This window comes from Brachyspira hyodysenteriae ATCC 27164 (assembly GCF_001676785.2).
Taxonomy (GTDB): domain Bacteria; phylum Spirochaetota; class Brachyspiria; order Brachyspirales; family Brachyspiraceae; genus Brachyspira; species Brachyspira hyodysenteriae.
This window is the reverse complement of record NZ_CP015910.2, coordinates 2,166,314-2,184,877: the sequence shown is the minus strand read 5'-3', so window position 1 is coordinate 2,184,877 and position 18,564 is coordinate 2,166,314. Positions and strand designations below refer to the sequence as shown.

The 18,564-nt window shown below is 29.2% G+C and carries 15 protein-coding genes; 9 read left to right on the top strand and 6 right to left on the bottom strand.

Annotated elements, in window-relative coordinates; genetic code table 11:
- Positions 1-160: 160 nt before the first annotated feature.
- Genes rpsR through rpsF form a run of 3 tightly spaced genes read right to left on the bottom strand, consistent with a single transcriptional unit; the run spans position 161 to position 1,325 of the window.
- Complete coding sequence (gene rpsR, locus BHYOB78_RS09525) at positions 161-496, bottom strand: 30S ribosomal protein S18 (RefSeq protein WP_012670565.1); 336 nt, start codon at positions 494-496, stop codon at positions 161-163.
- 37 nt (positions 497-533) lie between these two features.
- Complete coding sequence (locus BHYOB78_RS09520) at positions 534-962, bottom strand: single-stranded DNA-binding protein (RefSeq protein ID WP_012670564.1); 429 nt, start codon at positions 960-962, stop codon at positions 534-536.
- A gap of 12 nt (positions 963-974) precedes the next feature.
- Entirely contained in the window at positions 975-1,325 is a 351-nt protein-coding gene (rpsF, locus tag BHYOB78_RS09515; RefSeq protein WP_012670563.1) for a 30S ribosomal protein S6, read from the bottom strand.
- Positions 1,326-1,559: 234 nt separating this feature from the next.
- On the opposite strand from rpsF, the gene BHYOB78_RS09510 reads away from it, so the two are divergent.
- Together BHYOB78_RS09510 and gatA are read left to right on the top strand one after the other, a co-directional pair.
- On the top strand, positions 1,560-2,456 hold the full coding sequence (locus BHYOB78_RS09510) for a hypothetical protein (protein WP_020063955.1): 897 nt from the start codon (positions 1,560-1,562) through the stop codon (positions 2,454-2,456).
- 170 nt (positions 2,457-2,626) lie between these two features.
- Entirely contained in the window at positions 2,627-4,075 is a 1,449-nt protein-coding gene (gene gatA / locus BHYOB78_RS09505) for an Asp-tRNA(Asn)/Glu-tRNA(Gln) amidotransferase subunit GatA (protein ID WP_012670561.1), read from the top strand.
- A gap of 516 nt (positions 4,076-4,591) precedes the next feature.
- On the opposite strand, the gene BHYOB78_RS09500 is transcribed toward gatA, so the two are convergent.
- On the bottom strand, positions 4,592-4,825 hold the full coding sequence (locus tag BHYOB78_RS09500) for a sulfurtransferase TusA family protein (RefSeq protein ID WP_012670560.1): 234 nt from the start codon (positions 4,823-4,825) through the stop codon (positions 4,592-4,594).
- A 284-nt stretch (positions 4,826-5,109) separates the two neighbouring features.
- Positions 5,110-6,195 carry a YedE family putative selenium transporter gene (yedE, locus tag BHYOB78_RS09495; RefSeq protein ID WP_020063953.1) on the bottom strand — a complete coding sequence of 362 codons (1,086 nt, stop codon included), beginning with the start codon at positions 6,193-6,195 and terminating at the stop codon, positions 5,110-5,112.
- Positions 6,196-6,335: 140 nt separating this feature from the next.
- On the opposite strand from yedE, the gene BHYOB78_RS09490 reads away from it, so the two are divergent.
- The 6 genes from BHYOB78_RS09490 to BHYOB78_RS09465 all read left to right on the top strand — a co-directional run bounded on the left by BHYOB78_RS09490 (position 6,336) and on the right by BHYOB78_RS09465 (position 15,441).
- Positions 6,336-7,160 carry a DUF2262 domain-containing protein gene (locus tag BHYOB78_RS09490; protein ID WP_020063952.1) on the top strand — a complete coding sequence of 275 codons (825 nt, stop codon included), beginning with the start codon at positions 6,336-6,338 and terminating at the stop codon, positions 7,158-7,160.
- Between the two features lie 146 nt (positions 7,161-7,306).
- The gene (locus BHYOB78_RS09485) at positions 7,307-7,657 is read left to right on the top strand and encodes an aspartate 1-decarboxylase (protein ID WP_020063951.1); all 351 of its coding nucleotides are present in this window, start codon (positions 7,307-7,309) and stop codon (positions 7,655-7,657) included.
- A 25-nt stretch (positions 7,658-7,682) separates the two neighbouring features.
- Positions 7,683-11,987, top strand: coding sequence for an acyl-CoA dehydratase activase (locus tag BHYOB78_RS09480; protein ID WP_012670555.1), 4,305 nt, complete (start codon positions 7,683-7,685; stop codon positions 11,985-11,987).
- A gap of 255 nt (positions 11,988-12,242) precedes the next feature.
- On the top strand, positions 12,243-12,746 hold the full coding sequence (locus BHYOB78_RS09475; RefSeq protein WP_012670554.1) for a helix-turn-helix transcriptional regulator: 504 nt from the start codon (positions 12,243-12,245) through the stop codon (positions 12,744-12,746).
- Positions 12,747-12,767: 21 nt separating this feature from the next.
- Positions 12,768-14,783 (top strand): AAA family ATPase, encoded by a 2,016-nt coding sequence (locus tag BHYOB78_RS09470; protein ID WP_012670553.1) that lies wholly within the window; start codon positions 12,768-12,770, stop codon positions 14,781-14,783.
- 226 nt (positions 14,784-15,009) lie between these two features.
- Complete coding sequence (locus BHYOB78_RS09465; RefSeq protein ID WP_012670552.1) at positions 15,010-15,441, top strand: rhodanese-like domain-containing protein; 432 nt, start codon at positions 15,010-15,012, stop codon at positions 15,439-15,441.
- 62 nt (positions 15,442-15,503) lie between these two features.
- Here BHYOB78_RS09465 and BHYOB78_RS09460 read toward each other — a convergent pair whose 3' ends face one another.
- Positions 15,504-17,021: a bifunctional metallophosphatase/5'-nucleotidase gene (locus BHYOB78_RS09460; protein WP_012670551.1), complete on the bottom strand. Its 1,518-nt coding sequence runs from the start codon at positions 17,019-17,021 to the stop codon at positions 15,504-15,506.
- A 141-nt stretch (positions 17,022-17,162) separates the two neighbouring features.
- Between BHYOB78_RS09460 and BHYOB78_RS09455 the strand changes: the two genes are divergently transcribed.
- Positions 17,163-18,548, top strand: coding sequence for an MATE family efflux transporter (locus BHYOB78_RS09455; RefSeq protein ID WP_012670550.1), 1,386 nt, complete (start codon positions 17,163-17,165; stop codon positions 18,546-18,548).
- Positions 18,549-18,564 lie beyond the last annotated feature (16 nt).

Here is an 18,564-nt window from a genome sequence, read left to right as displayed (position 1 = left end):
TTTTTTATCATATATATTTATCATAGTTTTGTTCTTAATTAAATATAACAAATATATTTTATTTTTGTAAATACAGTATATATGTATATTGTAAAAAATAAAAAAACAGCCGCTATAATTTATATTATAACGGCTGTAAATATTTTTAATTATTTAAAAATTAATATCTAGTTTCATAAGGTAAAAGTGCTATATTTCTAGCTCTTTTAATAGCTTTAGTAACTAATCTCTGATGTTTAGAGCAAGTACCATTTAAACGTTTAGGTATGATTTTACCACTATCTTTAACATATCTTTTTAATAATTTAATATCTTTATAATCTAAAACATCAATATTGTTTTTGCAGAAGTAGCATACTTTTTTCTTAAAGAATTTTTTTCTTCCGTCTTTTTCATTTAATTCTTTATTGAAATGAGCTTTTCTTTCACCTTTAGCTTTAACTTCTTCTTCATTGTTATTATTATTTTCTACATTTTCTGTATTTTCTAAATCCATTGTTTTATCTCCTAAAAAATTATACATTGGTTAATCATTAAAATGGCACTTCATCATCATCTTCAAAACTGCCCAAATCTACACTTCCGCTTGAAGCAGAAGGAGAATAGGCTGTATCCATACCAGCAGCAGCATTACCGGAAGTACCAAGCATTTGCATAGACTGCATAATGATTCTTACTTTAGATCTTGCTGCATTAGTATCTTTATCCTGCCATCTTTCTTGTCTTAAAGTACCCATTATAGCAACTTGCTTACCTTTTGTAAGATATTTGCTTACAGTTTCAGCTATTTTACCAAAAGCAACTACATCAAAGTAATTAACTTCAGTAGTATTTTTACTGCTTACATAATAGTTATTTGCTATAGAAAACTCTACAACAGCACTTCCGCTAGGTAAATATTTAGATACAGGATCTGCTGTAAGTCTTCCTATTAAAGTTACGCTGTTAAAATCTGTTGCCATAATAAAACCTGCTTAAGCCTCTTTAGAAGCTTCTTCATTGTTAACATTTTCTTTATTATTTTCTTTTTTATTTTTCTGAATTATTTCATCTAGACGAACTATTATAAATCTTAATATGCTAAGTTCATAACGTAATTCTTTTTCAATTCCAGCTAAGCTGTTTCCGTCGCATCTAAAATGATAATAGTAGAATTTACCCTGATTAACTTTACGTATAGGGTAGCTTAGATTATGAATACCATAATCAGCTTCATTAAATATTTCAGCATGATAATTTTGAAGAATAGTTTTTACATGATCTTTTGCATTTTGATGCACAGCGTCATTGATTTCTGTTACGAATAATATTTCATATTCTCTCATTGTTTTTAACTCCTTGGACAAAGCTTCTCTGAATTATTCTATCATAGAAGCGAAGTATGTATTTTTAATCAAAGTATGATAAATTATTTTTTACAAAAAGTCAATATATATAACTTTATTATTAAGTTATGTTTAATAAAAGCATAAAAAAATATCTATAAGTAAACATAATGCATTTGATTTTATTATTCAATAATAGTATAATAATGAATAATAAAAATCTTGGAGAACAAAATGAAAAAATTACTAGTTATGTTTTTGTTTGTAGCTGTAAGTATCTCTGCTTTTGCTTATGAAACAGTTCCATACATGTTCCACAATATGGTTCCTTATGGAATTACTCCAGATGAAGTTAATGAGATATTAATGGCTTCTAATTTCTCTTCAGCTGCTGCTGAGCCTATAAGCGGTACATTTTATGTTAGTAAGTATCCAGATCCTGATTTAGTATGGTATAATACTCATACTATGAATTGGATAAATGTTAAATTCACTACTAATGATGTTTCAGAACTTTTCACAAGAGATTCTGGCATATTATATTTTAATTATGTGCTTACTAATGAATTTAAATGTATGATAGTTAGAGCTGATAACATCAATGATGATGCTACTTTAGCAGGAAAACAAACTAAATGGGCTTATAAATTCTTCTTCCATGAGGATAAATTATTTGCTGTAAGTGCTGTTTATGAAGGCGATTACACTTTAGAACAGTATAAATCAAGAAACGAAGGCAAAGAATATGCTCACCCTGGTTATGTAATGTCTAGAGGTTTATTCAGCAGAACTTTAGGCGGATTCCATACTAAATACGGCGGATTCCATAACAGCAGATATTCTACTTTTGATGATTTTACTTCTATGAGATATGGTAACTATATCAATAAAGCTGCTAATACTTCTTTAGCTGTTTACTACGCTACTTATGGCGGTAAAAACATTAACTTTGTAGCTTCTTATGTAGATAATTTCAGAATGCAGCCTATAGCTAATAGATTCCAAAAATCATATTATGAAAATTATTTTGATTTTGCTGATGTTCCTGTAGGAATAACACCTGAAATTAATCCTCCTAAAGATGAAAATGCAGATGAGAATAATACTCAAGCTACTGATAATGCTCAGTAATTATAATTGATTTTAATAAATAGAGAGTCTGTATTTTGCAGGCTCTCTATTTTTTTATTATATAATTTAAAAAATATATTTATTTTTTGCAAAAAACGTACATATATGATATAATCTTTCAAATTAATAACTTTTATTATATTTCTATTTAATATGAGAGGTTTTTTACTATGGAGTTAAATGAATTGACTATAATTCAAATAAGAGAAAAATTAAAGAATAAAGAAATAGACGCTCCTACATTAGTTGATTCTATTATTAAAAATATAGAAGAAGACAATAAAAGAGATGATAAAATATATGCATATCTTGAAATTTTCAAAGAAGAAGCATTAGAACAAGCTAAAAAAGCACAGGAAAGAATAAATAATGGTGAAGATTTGCCTTTATTAGGTGTGCCTTTAGCTATTAAAGATAATTTATGCTATAAAGATCATTTAATGACAGCTTCTTCAAAAATGCTAGAAGGTTATAAAGCTCCTTATACAGCTCCAACAGTTCAGAGATTAATAGATAATGGTGCTATTATTATAGGAAGAACTAATATGGATGAGTTCGCTATGGGCGGTACTACAGAAACTTCTAACTATGGAGTTACTAGAAACCCTAAAAATAGAGCTCATGTTCCTGGCGGTTCTTCAGGCGGTTCTGCTGCTGCAGTTGCTGCTAATTTTGCTTTCGGTGCTTTGGGTAGTGATACAGGCGGTTCTATAAGACAGCCTGCTTCTTTCTGCGGTATAGTTGGTGTTAAGCCTACTTATGGAAGAGTTCCTAGATTAGGATGTATTGCTATGGCAAGCAGCTTAGACCAAGTTGGACCATTGACTAAAGATGTTAAAGATGCTGCTTTAATGACTAAAATTATAGCTGGTTTTGACCCTAAAGAATCTACTACTTTAAATATACCTGTACCTGATTATGTTGCCGCTTTAGATGGAAATATTAAAGGAATGAAAATAGGACTTGCTAAAGAGTATTATGATACAGATTTAATAGCTGCTGATGTAAAAGAAAATGTTATGGATGCTATAGGTAAATTAAAAGATCAGGGTGCTGAAATAGTTGATATTAGCTTACCTAATGCAAAATATGGTTCAAGAGTTTATACAGCAGTTATGGATGTTGAGGTAGCTTCTAATATGGGAAGATATGACGGTATAAGATACGGGTATCACCCTAAAGGCGATTTCAATTTAGATGAATATTACTATACTTCAAGAAGTGTAGGACTTGCTTTTGAAACTAGAGCTAGAATATTATTCGGTACTTTAATGACTGGTAAAAGATTTTTCTATAGCCATTATCAGCATGCATTAAAAGTAAGAAAGTTAATGCAAATGGACTTCGATAATGCATTCAAAAATGTTGATGTTATTGTTTCTCCTACTTCTCCTGTAACAGCAGGTCTTTTAGGTACAAGAGATCAAACTGACAGTGCTTTAAGTTTCTTGGCTGATAGTTATGTTTCTAATATTAACTTGGTAGGACTTCCTGCTATGAGCGTACCTTGCGGTGTAGATAAAAACAATATGCCTATAGGTATACAATTTATTACTAAACAGTTTAATGAAGTTGATATGTTTAGAATGGCTTATGCTCATGAATTGGCTAATAAATAATTGAATTGGCTTTTTGAATATAAAGGGGGCTTTAATGCCTCCTTTTTTATTTAACTTATTTTTTATTATAATAATGACAGTAAATAGAATAATGATGTTTTATAAAATTTATATGTATATACCTAAACAATTATATTTTGTCAAAAATAAATTTATATTTTTGTTTTGTATCTGGTTATTTGCCCACTGCGAAGCGTACCCGAATGAAGCCCACCTACGGTGAGGGTAAGCCCCCACTTCTTTTGCGACCGAAGGAAGTGCCTGCAACTGAAATGAGTACCTTTAGGTATGGTATAGCCCAAAGAAGCATACACAGCCCGCTTCACGAAGTGTGCCTACGGCAAGGCGAATGGCTATGTTTTAGCTTAAACTGATAATTTATATTACATGTAAGACAAAACTAGTATTATTTAGTATAAATTTTACACTTGCATTTTTTGCAACTTTTTGCGGCGGGAAAAAGTTGAATAAAAAAATTGACAGACTTAAAAAATTTTAGTGTTTATAATTAAAATATCATTTTACCTTTGTTAAGGTTACAAGTATATCTTCATTTTCTATATTTTTGAAAGTACCTTCATAACCGTATTTTTTACATCCTCTTATGACACTTTCACAGCTTGAATGTCCGCTTACCAAAACTTCTATAATAGTATTTAATTCTGTAGTATTAATAGCGGCACATTTGGCCTGAAAAGAGGCTTGAGAACATGACATTCCTCTAGTATCTACTTTTATAGTATCCGGCATAGCAATTTCCTTTTTATATTAAAATTAGTTAAAAGATGAGTAATTTATAGTATTTTTTTAAAATTATGGAAGTTTTATTTAGAAAAATTCTTATTATTATAATAAGCATTATATTTTTTATCTAAATTTTTTTTATAATCTCTGCCTCTGCCTTGTATTATCATAACTTTTATTAAGTTTTAAGAATACAAAGCAGAGGCAAAGCTTATTATATTACTTCCAAAAATTTGTTGCGGTATATTTCCTTTTATATTACGGCAGCACACGGCTGTACAAGAAATATATCAATTAGCGGTATTTTCTTTCATTGTAAAACCAATTATTATACAAAATACCAAACCTAAAATAACAGCTCCCATTCCATAAGCAGTAGGACCGGCAGTTGAACTTGCTAAATTAAAGTTATGAGCAAATCCTGCACCAACTAACATACCTATAACGAATATGAAACTGTCCATATTACCTTCCGCAGATTGTATCATTTGTCTTCCAGGGCATCCTGTACCTAAAGTAAATGCTAAACCTGTAAGAATCATTGATACAGTATTCCATAAAATATTTGTATGGGCTATTGGCTGATTCTCCATAGAAAAACTAAATCTGTTAGTTATTATGTTTACTATAAAAGCAGCAACGATAAAAGCTATAACACCTTTAGTCATATGGAAATCTTTCATAAATATTCCGTCTCTAAGTCCGCCTACAGTACAGAATCTTGATTTTTGAGCTATGAAACCTATAACTATTGAAGCTATTAAACCTATAATTATAGGAGCCTTCATACTTCCAGGTCCTGATTCAGAGAAGAATATTGGTCCGCCTTCAGAAAATTTAGTTTGTTTCAATAATAGAACTAAAAGCATTATTGATATAACTAATGGTAAGAAACCTACTAACTTATTTTTATAAGCTTTTGGCTGACCTAAAGAGAAATTTTGTTTCCAGAAGAAAACTCCTATTCCTCCGCCTATAATGATGCCTATTAAACCGAATATTCCGTTAATATCTCCTCCTGCCACTCTAAGCAAAGTTCTCCAAGGACATCCAAGAAAAACTAAAGCTCCTATCATAGCAAAGAAGCCTAAACAGAATCTTATAATAGGCGAACTTCCTCCCTTAGGAACGAATTCTTTAGAGAGAATTGCTGAAACTGATGCACCTATAACAAGACCTATTAATTCAGGTCTTATATATTGTACAGCAGCTGCTCTATGCAATCCGACAGCTCCGGCTAAATCTCGGGTAAAGCATGCAATACATATACCCATATTAGCAGGATTGCCCATCACAGAGAGCCAAGCAGCTATAGCACCTATAATAGCACCGGCTATTATAACTCCTATAGAGCTCGTGAAAATGTCTTTCTTCATTTTCAACTCCTTTAATATATTTTTGCGTAATTTTATAATAAAAAATGTTTATTATCAATATATGATATTTTTTTTTGACAATTATTGTTATTTGTTTTAAAATAAAAAGTCAGTTTATAATACAATTATGGGTTTTTATTATGTTTTATTTGCAAAAGGAAAGCGAGTTTTTAGAAGAATACAAAGATGCCGCATTTATAATAGGGTCTCCTGATTTTTTTGGAGCAAGAACGGAAGATGATGATAAAATTAATGTTCTTATTATGTGTATTGCCTATAAGGATATAGAAACAGGCTATATAGAAAAGAATAAAAAGATAGTTGTAAGAATGAAGATTTATGAAAAGGAATTGGAGTACTATAAGAAGATAATAAAGAGAGAATCTGTTGTAAAATTAAAAGTCAGATACGAAAAAGAGCAGGGTGATGAGGTTGCTGAGTTTTTACTTGCTGATATTATAGATAATAATTACAAAGATGAGGATTTAAATAAAATACTTAAAGAATATTTAAAGCCTATTTATTATAATGATGAAGTTCTTGGAAGCTTCTTATATAATAGAATGATAGGTTCTTTTGATAAAGAAATTGAATGGCTTGATAATAAAAAAGTTCTTGCTGCTTTTGATGATTCTAATGAAAGTGATAAAAATAAGGCTGCTTTATTTTTAAGAGATGTATTTTTAAATAAAAAAGAGTTCGATGATAAAGTAAAAACTTATTCTGCAAGAAAAATTATAAGAGAGGGTAATAATATTTCTTCTAAGAATGGAGGAAATACTATTGATAAGGAAGTTTTTATTAAAGAGTTTATGGGTAAAATGGATTTTTTGGAGATTATAGTTCATGAAAAAGATGATTATGTTAATTATAGATTAGGAAATAAAAATGTTTTTAAGATGGATATAATTGTAGAAGGAAACTTGAATGGAAATTTATTTAATGCTTTTATAAGTCCTTTTTGATTATATGTATAATATGTGTTGTTGTTATAAAAATAGTTATGGTATATAATAACTATTATTAATAAATATTTAAAATTGTAATATTGACATTTTCTAATATAATAAGTAAAATATTTGTAAAAAAATATACGATATGGATTTAATATATGATGAGGAGTGTCATAAAATCCAAGATAAATAGACTCACAGTTACAAGGACGGATTTAAATTTCAGAGATTCAATAACAATAGATGAAGCCTTACTCGATAAATCAGATATAATGGATGGAGAGAGAGTATCTGTTATTAATTTAAGTAATGATATTCGTTTTGAAACTGAAGTCATTAAAGGTATAAGGGGTACTGGTATTATAGGCATAAATGGAGATAATGTTCATTATGCAAAAAAAGATGATACTATAATAGTTCTTTCTTACGGTCATATACCGGAAGAAAATATAAAAAATCATAAAACTAAGATAGTATTTGTTAATATGTACAATATGATACTGGAATAAATAGTTTACTTTTAGGAGAGATATTATGGAAAAAATTTTCAAAGCAGGTATTGACATTGGTTCAACTACCGCAAAAATGGTTGTGTATGATAATGACAATATGATATTTAAAACTTATGTCAGACATAATGCTGATGTAAAAGATACATTATTGTCTATACTTGATAATTTACAGGCTATGCATGGGGATTTAAAACTTTCTCTTGCTATGACAGGTACAGCAGGAATGGGAGTTTGTGAAAAAACAGGCATTAGCTTTATTCAAGAGGTAATCGCTTCTTCAACAGCTATCAGAAAGATTTATCCTTATGGAAGAACATTGATAGATATAGGAGGAGAAGACGCTAAAATCATAGTATTTGATGATAACTTCAAAGCCGATATAAGAATGAATGGTAACTGTGCAGGCGGTACAGGAGCATTCATAGATCAGATGGCTACTCTTCTTAATGTTCATCCATCTGAACTTTCTGTATTGGCTGAAAAATCTACTTCTATATATCCTATGGCAAGCAGATGCGGAGTATTCGCTAAAACAGATGTACAGACTCTTATAAGCCGTGATATACCTAAGGCTGATATTGCTAAAAGTATATTCCAAGCTGTTGCTGTTCAAACTGTTAATACTCTTGCAAAAGGTTTCGAGATTAAGCCTAAAATATTATTTACAGGCGGTCCTTTAACATTCCTTCCAGAATTAAGAAAAACATTCTTGGCACTTCTTGATGCTTCAGAAGATGATATGTATACAGTTGATCACCCAGAATTAACTGCTGCAATAGGTGCTGCTTTCGGTGAAAAAGAAGAACAAACTACAATAAAAGTTTCTGAATTATACAAATTAGTAGAAAATATTTCAGCGGAAGTAAAAATCACTAATTCAAAAACAAGAGAAGCTTTATTTAATAGTCAGGAAGAATATAAAGAATGGTCAGAAGAGCATAGCAAAGATAAAGTAAGAGCTGCTGATGTATCCACTGTTAATGGAAAAAATACATTCTTAGGTATAGACTCCGGTTCTACTACTACAAAAATAGTTATTATTGATGAGGACGGACAAGTAGTATTAAGACATTATAGAAATAACAATGGTAATCCTGTTGGTGCTGTTACTGAAGGACTTACAGAAATTAAAAAAGAATTAGATGAGAAAAATATAAAAATTAATATAGCAAGAACTGCCGTTACAGGTTACGGAGAAGATTTAATAAAAGCTGCTTTCAATATGGACGAAGGTATCGTTGAAACTATGGCGCATTACAGAGGTGCTAAGGCTTTCGATAAAGATGTCAGCTTCATACTTGATATAGGCGGACAGGATATGAAAGCTATATTTATTAAAGACGGTATTATAGAAAATATTGAAATTAATGAGGCTTGTTCTTCAGGATGCGGTTCGTTTATAGAAACATTTGCACGCGGTATGGGTTATAAAGTTGCTGACTTTGCTAATATTGCATGCGAATCTGCAAGACCTTGCGATTTGGGAAGCCGCTGTACAGTGTTTATGAATAGTAAAGTAAAACAGTCTTTGAGAGAGGGTTCTTCAGTTGCTGATATTTCTGCAGGACTTGCTAAGAGTGTTACTTTAAACTGTTTTACTAAAGTATTAAAAATTACTGATACTTCTATTTTGGGCGATCATATAGTTGTTCAGGGCGGTACTTTCAAAAATGCTGCAGTTCTTCGTTCTGTAGAAAAGTTTTTAGATAAAAAAGTTATTCGTCCTGATATATCCGAACTTATGGGAGCTTATGGTTGTGCATTGCTAGCTTTAGATACATACAATACTAAAGAAGAAGATACTACATTTATAGGTTTGGATAATTTACAGGAAGCTAATGATTATGAAAGAAAACAGCTTACTTGTAAAGGATGCGAAAACCTTTGTACTGTTACTAGATTAAAATTCAAAGATAATAAATCATTCTATACAGGAAATAAATGCGAAAGAATATTTTCTAATAAAGGAAATAAAGAAAGAAATTACGGAATGGATATCACTCAGAAAAAACTTTCTTTATTATTCGACAGACCTTTAGCACCTGCTTCAGATGAAATAAAAGGTACTATAGGTATACCTCGCGTACTTAATATGTATCAAAACTTTCCATTCTGGGCTACTATACTTGTAGAATGCGGATACAGAGTTCAGTTATCATCACCATCAAGTATGGCTATAGCTGAAAAAGGTTCTGGTACTGTTATGAGCGATAATATATGTTTCCCTGCTAAAATAGCTAACGGACATATATATGATTTGATAGAATCTAAAGTTGACAGAATATTCTATCCATCTGTAGTATTGGAAAAAGCTGAAGATGATGGAAGTGTTAATAGTTATAACTGTCCGGTAGTTACAGGATATCCTGACGTAATAGACAGTTCTATAAGTCCATTAACTAAATACGGAATTCCTTTCGATGCTCCGACAATTTCTTTCTTGAATGAAGATTTATTATATAAAGGCTGTAAAGCTTATTTTGTAAAAGGGCTTGGAATAGATAAAAAAGATTTCGACAGAGCTTTCAAAATGGCTTTAAAAGAGCAGGTAAGAATTAAAGAGGAATTAAGAGCTGAGGGCAAAAAAATAATAGAACATGCAAAAGAAACTCAGACTCCTACTATACTTATAGTAAGCAGACCTTATCATATTGACCCATTAATCAACCATAAGATACCTGAAACTATTGCTTCATTTGGTATTAATGTTATTACTGAAGATGGTTTGGATATAGATGAATCTCTTGCTGATGTTCAAGTATTGACTCAATGGTCTTACCCTAATAAAATGTTTAAAGCTGCTTTATGGGCTTGCAAACAAAAAGATATGAAGCTTGAGGTAGTTCAAATTAACAGTTTCGGATGCGGTCCTGATGCTACTACTTCAGATGAAATAAAATCTATACTTAATGCTTATGGAAAGAGCCCTACTTTAGTAAAAGTAGATGAGATATCAAGTCCTGGAAGTATAAGACTTAGAATACGTTCTATGATAGAAAGTATGAAGATGAAAGGTGACTTTGCACCAAGTGAAGAGTCTAATAGAACTATCATTAAAAGATATGAAAAAAATGACAGACGTGCAATACTCGTACCTAAATTCGGACAATTCTATGATCCTATGATTTTAACTTTACTTCAAAGAAGCGGATATGATACAATAGCTCTTCCTGAACCTGATGTTGAATCTGTGGAATTAGGTTTAAGATATGCTAACCAAGATATATGTTATCCTGCAACAATAGTAATAGGAGATATTATAAGAGCCGTTCAAAGCGGAAAATATGATCCTAAAAATATAGCTGCTGGTATCACTCAGACAGGCGGACAATGTAGAGCTAGTAATTATGCTTCTCTTATAAAGAGAGGATTAATAAATGCAGGTTATCCTGATGTTCCGGTTGTTACAGTTGGTTTAACAGTTATCAATGACCAACCTGGATTCGAACTTTCAAAAATTGATTTGATGAAAGAGGGTATTATAGCTATGCCTTATGCTGATGCTATATCTACAATGTATTATTATTGTGCTGCTAGAGAAGTTAAAAAAGGTGAGTCTTTAGCTCTTGCCAATAAATATATAGCATTACACCCTAAAGATTTCGCTCTTAAAGCTACTGATAAATTATTAAAACAGGCTATAGCAGAGTTTAATGCTATTGAAACTAATGATGATTTAATGCTTCCTAAAGCAGGATTAGTAGGCGAGATTTATGTAAAATATAATAACTTTGCTAATGGCGATGTTTGCGATTGGCTTATGGCTAAAGGTGTTGAGGTTATAGTTCCTCCTGTATTTGACTTCTTTGTACAGAAAGTTATAAGCGAACAGGTTAATAAAGAAACTAATGCCAGAGATGTATCATTCTTAGGTTATTACGGCTCTAAAATATCTGAAAAAGTTATTGATATGAGAATAGATTCTATAAATCAGATGATGTCTAAATTCAAAGGCTTCAGACCAGCACATCATATAAGACAAATAGCTGAAAATGCTGCTAAAGTTACTGCTATGACTAACCAATTCGGAGAGGCTTGGCTTTTACCTGGTGAAATAGCAACTTTCGCTGAAGAGGGTGTAAACAATGTACTTTGTCTTCAGCCTTTCGGTTGTATTGCTAACCATATCATAGCTAGAGGTATTGAAACTAGACTTAAAACTAGATATCCTCAATTGAATCTTCTTTATTTGGATATGGATGCAGGAGCAAGCGAAGTTAATACTGTAAATCGTTTAGAGTTCTTCGTTCGTTCTGCTAAAGACAGTATGAATACTGCTGCAAGTATGGATTATGTTAAAGAGTCAGTTGGAGAATATGCTAAATAATTTTTAGTGATTAATAAAAAATAATATAAAAGGTTTGCAATTAGTTTTATACTTATTGCGAACCTTTTTTGTTTTTATACTTTTTATATATTGTTATTTTACATTATTTGTAAATATATAATTGACATTTTATGTAAATGGTTTATATTATAGATATATTATTGATTTTATAAGCACGCTATATTTTATCTATTAGAAAAATTGTATTATGTCTATGGAATATTAATTTTTAATTTAATAAAAGAGAAAATAAAAATGGAAAACAAATTATTAAGAGAAAAAATAAGAGATTTAGATTTGAGAATATCTGATCTGGCAGAATATCTTAAAATATCAAGGCCTACTTTATATAAATATATAGATATGTACGAAGAGGGCAACAGAAGTACAATAGACACAAAAATATTAAATCTATTTGATTATATACAAAACACTAAAAACATAGGAAGTAATAATGTTATTTATTATATAATGAATAATATCGTTGAGAACATCAATACAAGTAATACTGAGGAGGATAAAAGGATGAAGATAAAATCATTATTAAAAACAGAAAATAAAACAAAAGAGGATTTTATATATATGCTTACAGAAGATAATTTTTTTGATCCTATATTAGATTATTTGATGAAATGCAAAAAACTTTCTACTGATCCGGACAAAAAATTATCTGAAGAAGATTATGAATTTATATCTCCGCTTATGAGTTTATATAAATCTCAAGGTTTTAGAATGAGATTATCAAATAAAGATAAGTAATAAAAATTTAGGGAAAAACTTATGAAAAGATATTTAACAATTAAAAACTTTAGAAACATTAATCCTGTAATTGTAGGCAAGGAGGCAGAATATAATTCAGAAAAGAAAGAAGATGAAGTAAAATACGGCAGATTATATCTTAATGGTGATATAGAGCAAGGAGCATTAATAAGCATAATAGGAGCAAACGGCACTGGTAAAAGTAATATACTATCAGCAATAGAAAAATCATTTAAAGGTGGCATAAACGGTAGAAAAGATAATCCTAAAATAGATGGTTTTATAGGGTGTAAACCAGAGTTAGAAATATTTATTGAAGCAGACAGCGGACTTGTATATAAAGGCAAATGTAAAACTATTAGGATAAAAAAAACTGGATATAGCGAAAAAGATGAATATAAAGATAAACTTGTATGGGAATTAGAAGAAAATAAAATTAATGCAGATATTATTTTAAGTAAAAATTATTTATTAAAAATACTGGATTATATATATAATGCTACAAATAATGTTAGTTCAAAATACGGCAGCAGTATATACTTTGTTTATGAATATAATTATAAATATGATAATAAATCAAAGACAGAATATGCTTATGAAGATATATTAAATTATACCGTATCAAAAATAATGGATATAATTTCTAAATATAAAGAAAATGAAAATATAGATAAATTAAAATTATTAATAAGTTTGCTTGATGATGAATCTTATGAACAAAATAAAAATACTGGGTATCGTGAATTCAATATTGATGAAAATCAGATTAATAAAAATGATGTAAAATACCTATTAGAAATTTTAGCAGAAATCGAGTCTGTAAATATAAATGTATATGTTCATAGAGAAAATATAAAAAACAGCGAACTTACTGTAGGATGTTATGCTAGTAATGGACATTATCATGATAAAACCAGAAATATTATAACCCAATCGCATTTTTTGCGTTCATTATTCAAAGCCGCAGATAATATGGAGATGTATAATAATTTAATAAAAAACTATACTAATATATTATCTGATGTTGCTTTTGCCAAACAGACAGAAAATGAAATAAATAAACTTTTTGACAATACTGTATCAAAGAAATTCAATGAACTATATAAATCAAATAATGAATATAAATTTAAAATAGCATTGGACGAATACTTTATAAAAATATATTTTGAAACTAAAAATGGTATTACAAATTTAGAAAATGAATCAGAAGGCTTTAATTGGTTTTTCAGTTTATTTTTCAATACAATAAATCCTAATGAATTAAAGAAAGGTGATATAATAATAATTGATGAGCCTGAACAGCATTTATCAGTCCCTTTAATAAAAGAATTAAGAAAATTTTTGAAAGAGTTTGCAAAAGATAATGGTGTTACTATAATCACATCTACTCAGATTCCTTATTTTGCAGATATTCATTATTTAGATGAATTAAAAATAGTAGAGCCAAAACAAGACGGAATAGGAGTAAAAATAGAAAATGACTTCTCTGCTACTTATGGTAAAGTGGATACATTAGAAAAAATTATAAATGCATTTGGTGTTAAGCATATAGATATTATGAGAGATACCAAAATAGTATATGTTGAAGGTATTACAGATTATAATTATCTTACAGCTTTTAAATTGTTAATGGAGCATATAGAAAATAGAGAAATAAACACAGCATTCATGCCTATTAATGGCGTTGGAAGACCTAATGATGAAAGAAAGAAAAATGATATAATAGATTCATTATGTAAACTTTCTGATAAGCCTATACTATTAATTGACAGCGATATTTCAGCAGATCAATTTACAGAGTTAGCAGAAGGAACAAATTTAAGAATAACTCAGCTTGAAGATATAAGTTCTAATTTTGTTACAATAGAAGATTTATTCGATGATAATGATAAACAAATTCATAAAATAGATAAAAATAATAAAGATGCCCTAGATTCTGCTTTGTTTAAAAATAATATAATAGACTATTATGAAAAAAAGCTTATATCTCAGTCAACTATTGATAATTTCTTCAAGGTTATTAGAGAAATAGATTAATAAAAAATGATGCCGTAATAAAAAAGGGACTGTTCATTACAGCCCCTTTTTTTTATTATAAAACCAATTAAAATATTTAAATTTATTGCCTCAAATCATTAAATAACTATGAAAAATACAAAAAAAATTAAATTTTTCCTAAAAAAATAATAAAAAATTATATTGTAAGGAACTTTTATATGTTGTATTCGTCTAATATAATAAATACTATACGGGGGTAAACCTTATGAAAAGGAATCTTTTTATTATTATCGCATTATTATTAACAACAATAGTATGTAATGCACAAACAGCAAAAACTAATGAGGCTGTATACGAACTTGACAATGTAAAAGTTGTTAATAAAAACGGCCTAGCTCTTAATGATTTTATATCATCATGGAAAGCTGATCCTAATATAATATTAGTTGATGTCAGAACACCTCAGGAAATTAAAGAAACAGGAACTATAAAAGGTGCTATGAATATTGACTATAGAGCTAAAGGCTACAGCAAAAAAATATTATCATTAGATAAAACTAAAAAATATTTCTTCTATTGTAAGAGCGGCGGACGTTCAGGAAAAACAGTTCAGTATTTGCTTGATAATGGATTTAAAAATGTAAACTATCTTAAAGATGCAGGATATAGTGAATTAAATGCTGCTTTAAAAAAATAATTATTAATTAAAACCAAAAAAAGAGGGACTGTTTATTACAGCCCCTCTTTTATTATAAAAAATCATTTAAATATTATACGTTCTGTATTGTCAATAGCATTTTCAGGAACATTTTTATATTCTTTTAAAGTTTTTATTATTAAATCTCTTATATCGAGTCCTGTATGTATAACATTTTCACCATATTGAAATAAAGGCTTTCCGCTTTCATCGATATATTTTTCGCCTCCGTTAAATATATAGTCAGCAACAGCAACCACATATTTTTCATTGTCATTTATAGTTCTTCCTTTTATAGATGATTCTAAAAGTTTTCCATTACTGTCAAAATTAATAATGCAGTCTTTTGAAACTTGTAAAAATGCACCTTCTCCTTTTCTTGAGGCTGATAATTCTAATATATTTTTTAAATCTTTTCCGTTTAAAGTTGTAAGTATTATTAAATTATCGAATGGGAAAAACTCATACATATTTCCTAATGTTACTTTTCCGCTTGGAAGCTGTCCTCTCAAAGAACCTGAATTTATTAATGCTATATCAATACCATTTTGAGATGAAGCTACTATATCAGAAACAAAATTTCCTAAAGCAGTGGATTTATTTCTAACATTTTCATCAGTTAATTCATAAGGAAGTTTTGCTATTTCAATATTAAACTCTTTATCAACTTCAAGCTGCATTTCTTCTATTTTTGCCAATATAGTTTCATCTTCCTTTATATTTTCATCTAATCTAGTAAGTGTATATTTAGGATAAGCATATTTACCATTTTTGAATATTACATCAATAGTGCCTATATACTCTCCATATTGTCCTGCCTGAACTATTGTTGTTTTTCCTATAATAACAGGGTTCTTTAATAGAGTATGAGTATGTCCTCCTATTATAATATTAAAAGTATCTGGTATTTCCTGTGCTATTCTTTTATCAGTATCAAATCCTGCATGACTTAATAAAATTGTTATATCATTTGTGGTATTTAATGGTATTTCTTCTAAAAGTTTTTTTAAAGATGATACTTCTTCTTCTATATCTATATAATCAAGTCCCTGAATTATATTCATTTTTTCGCTTTGCAAAACACCTATTATAGCAACATGTACGCCTTTAATATTTGTTATTATATATGGCGGAACATAATTTTCTCCTGTTGCTTTTACTTTAACATTGCAGGCTATTGTAGGGAAATTTCTATTACTCATAATATTATTTAATTGTTCTATTCCAAAATCAAATTCATGATTGCCTAATGTTGATACATTAACTCCAATATCATTCATAAGTTCTGTTTCATCCATACCCTGATAAACTATAGAAAATACGCTTCCTGTAATAGTATCTCCTGCATGCATTACTATGACATTTTCATTTTCTTTTTTTACATTGTCAATAAAAGTTTTTCTTCTGGCAGCACCGCCGTATCTGTTTGTACTTCCATCTTCTTTTGATACAGTAATAAATTCTTTATCTTTTGAATGCGTATCATTCATATGAACTATTGTAAATACTTTTTGATCGTTAGCTTTATTAGAACATGATAAAATTAAAATTGAAATAATTAATATATATAAGTTTTTCATTTTTTATATCCTAACATATAATAATTTAATGATATAACATTAACTTTTAAAGTCAATAATTTAAAGTTTGACTAAAATATAAATAGGTTTATGATATATAAGTTGTATGATATATTATAAAAAAATAATAATGGAATAATTATGAGTAATGAAGCAGTTCTAAATAATAATTCAAAATCAAATGATCTTGCTAATAAACCTGTAGGAAAATTGCTTTTTCAATTAGCACTTCCTGCCATAGCAGCTCAAATAATAAATGTGCTATATAATGTTGTAGACAGAATGTATATAGGACATATTCCTGATATAGGGGCAATGGCTTTAACAGGTGTAGGAGTAACGATGCCTGTTATAATGGCTGTATCTGCATTTGCATATCTTATCAGTATGGGAGGTTCTCCACGTGCTTCTATTATGATGGGAAAGCAGGATTATGATAAAGCAGAAGAAATAGTCGGTAACTGTGCTATGACATTGATAATTATTTCAATAACTTTAACTATAATATTATTATTATTTTCAAAGCCTCTCCTTATGGTTTTTGGTGCGAGTGAAAATACTATCATATATGCATTAAGATATTTAAGAATATATTCTATGGGTACTATATTTGTTCAATTAGCTTTAGGACTCAATGCTTTTATCACTGCTCAGGGAAAAGCAAAAACAAGTATGTTTACAGTTTTAATAGGGGCAGTTACCAATATAATATTAGATCCTATATTTATATTTGTATTTGATATGGATGTTAGAGGAGCAGCACTTGCCACTATTATATCTCAGGCTATATCATGTATATGGATACTTTCTTTTATGACATCTAAGAGAACGATATTAAAATTGAAATTAAAAAATTTCAAAATATCTCCTAATATAATACTGCCATGCTTAGCTTTAGGGTTTTCTCCGTTTATAATGCAGTTTACAGAAAGTATTTTATTTGTATCTTTCAATACTTCGCTTTTAAAATATGGCGGTGATTTAGCTGTTGGTGCTATGACAATATTAAGCAGTATTATGCAATTTTCTTTTCTTCCGATAATGGGACTTACTCAAGGAGCTCAGCCTATTATAAGTTATAATTACGGAGCAAATAATTTAAATAGGGTTAAGTCAGCTTTTAAAATACTTTTAATAAGCTGTCTTTCATTTTCTTTTTTAATGTGGTTTATATCAGAATTTTTTCCTTATCTTTTCGTTAGAATATTTACAAGCGATGAGGAATTAATTAATTATGCTATTTGGGCTTTAAAAATATATATGGCAGCTTCACTAATATTTGGGGCGCAAACTGCATGCCAGCAAACATTTGTCGCTTTGGGAAATGCTAAAATATCCGCATTCTTAGCTATATTAAGAAAAGTAATATTATTGATACCGCTTATATTTATATTGCCTATATTTATGGAAAATAAAGTAATGTCAGTACTTTTAGCAGAGCCTATAGCTGATTTTTTGGCTGTTTGTACAACTGTAACATTATTCACTATTTCATTCAAAAGATTACTTAAAAGCAGTTCTTTATAATAATTATTATTTATAA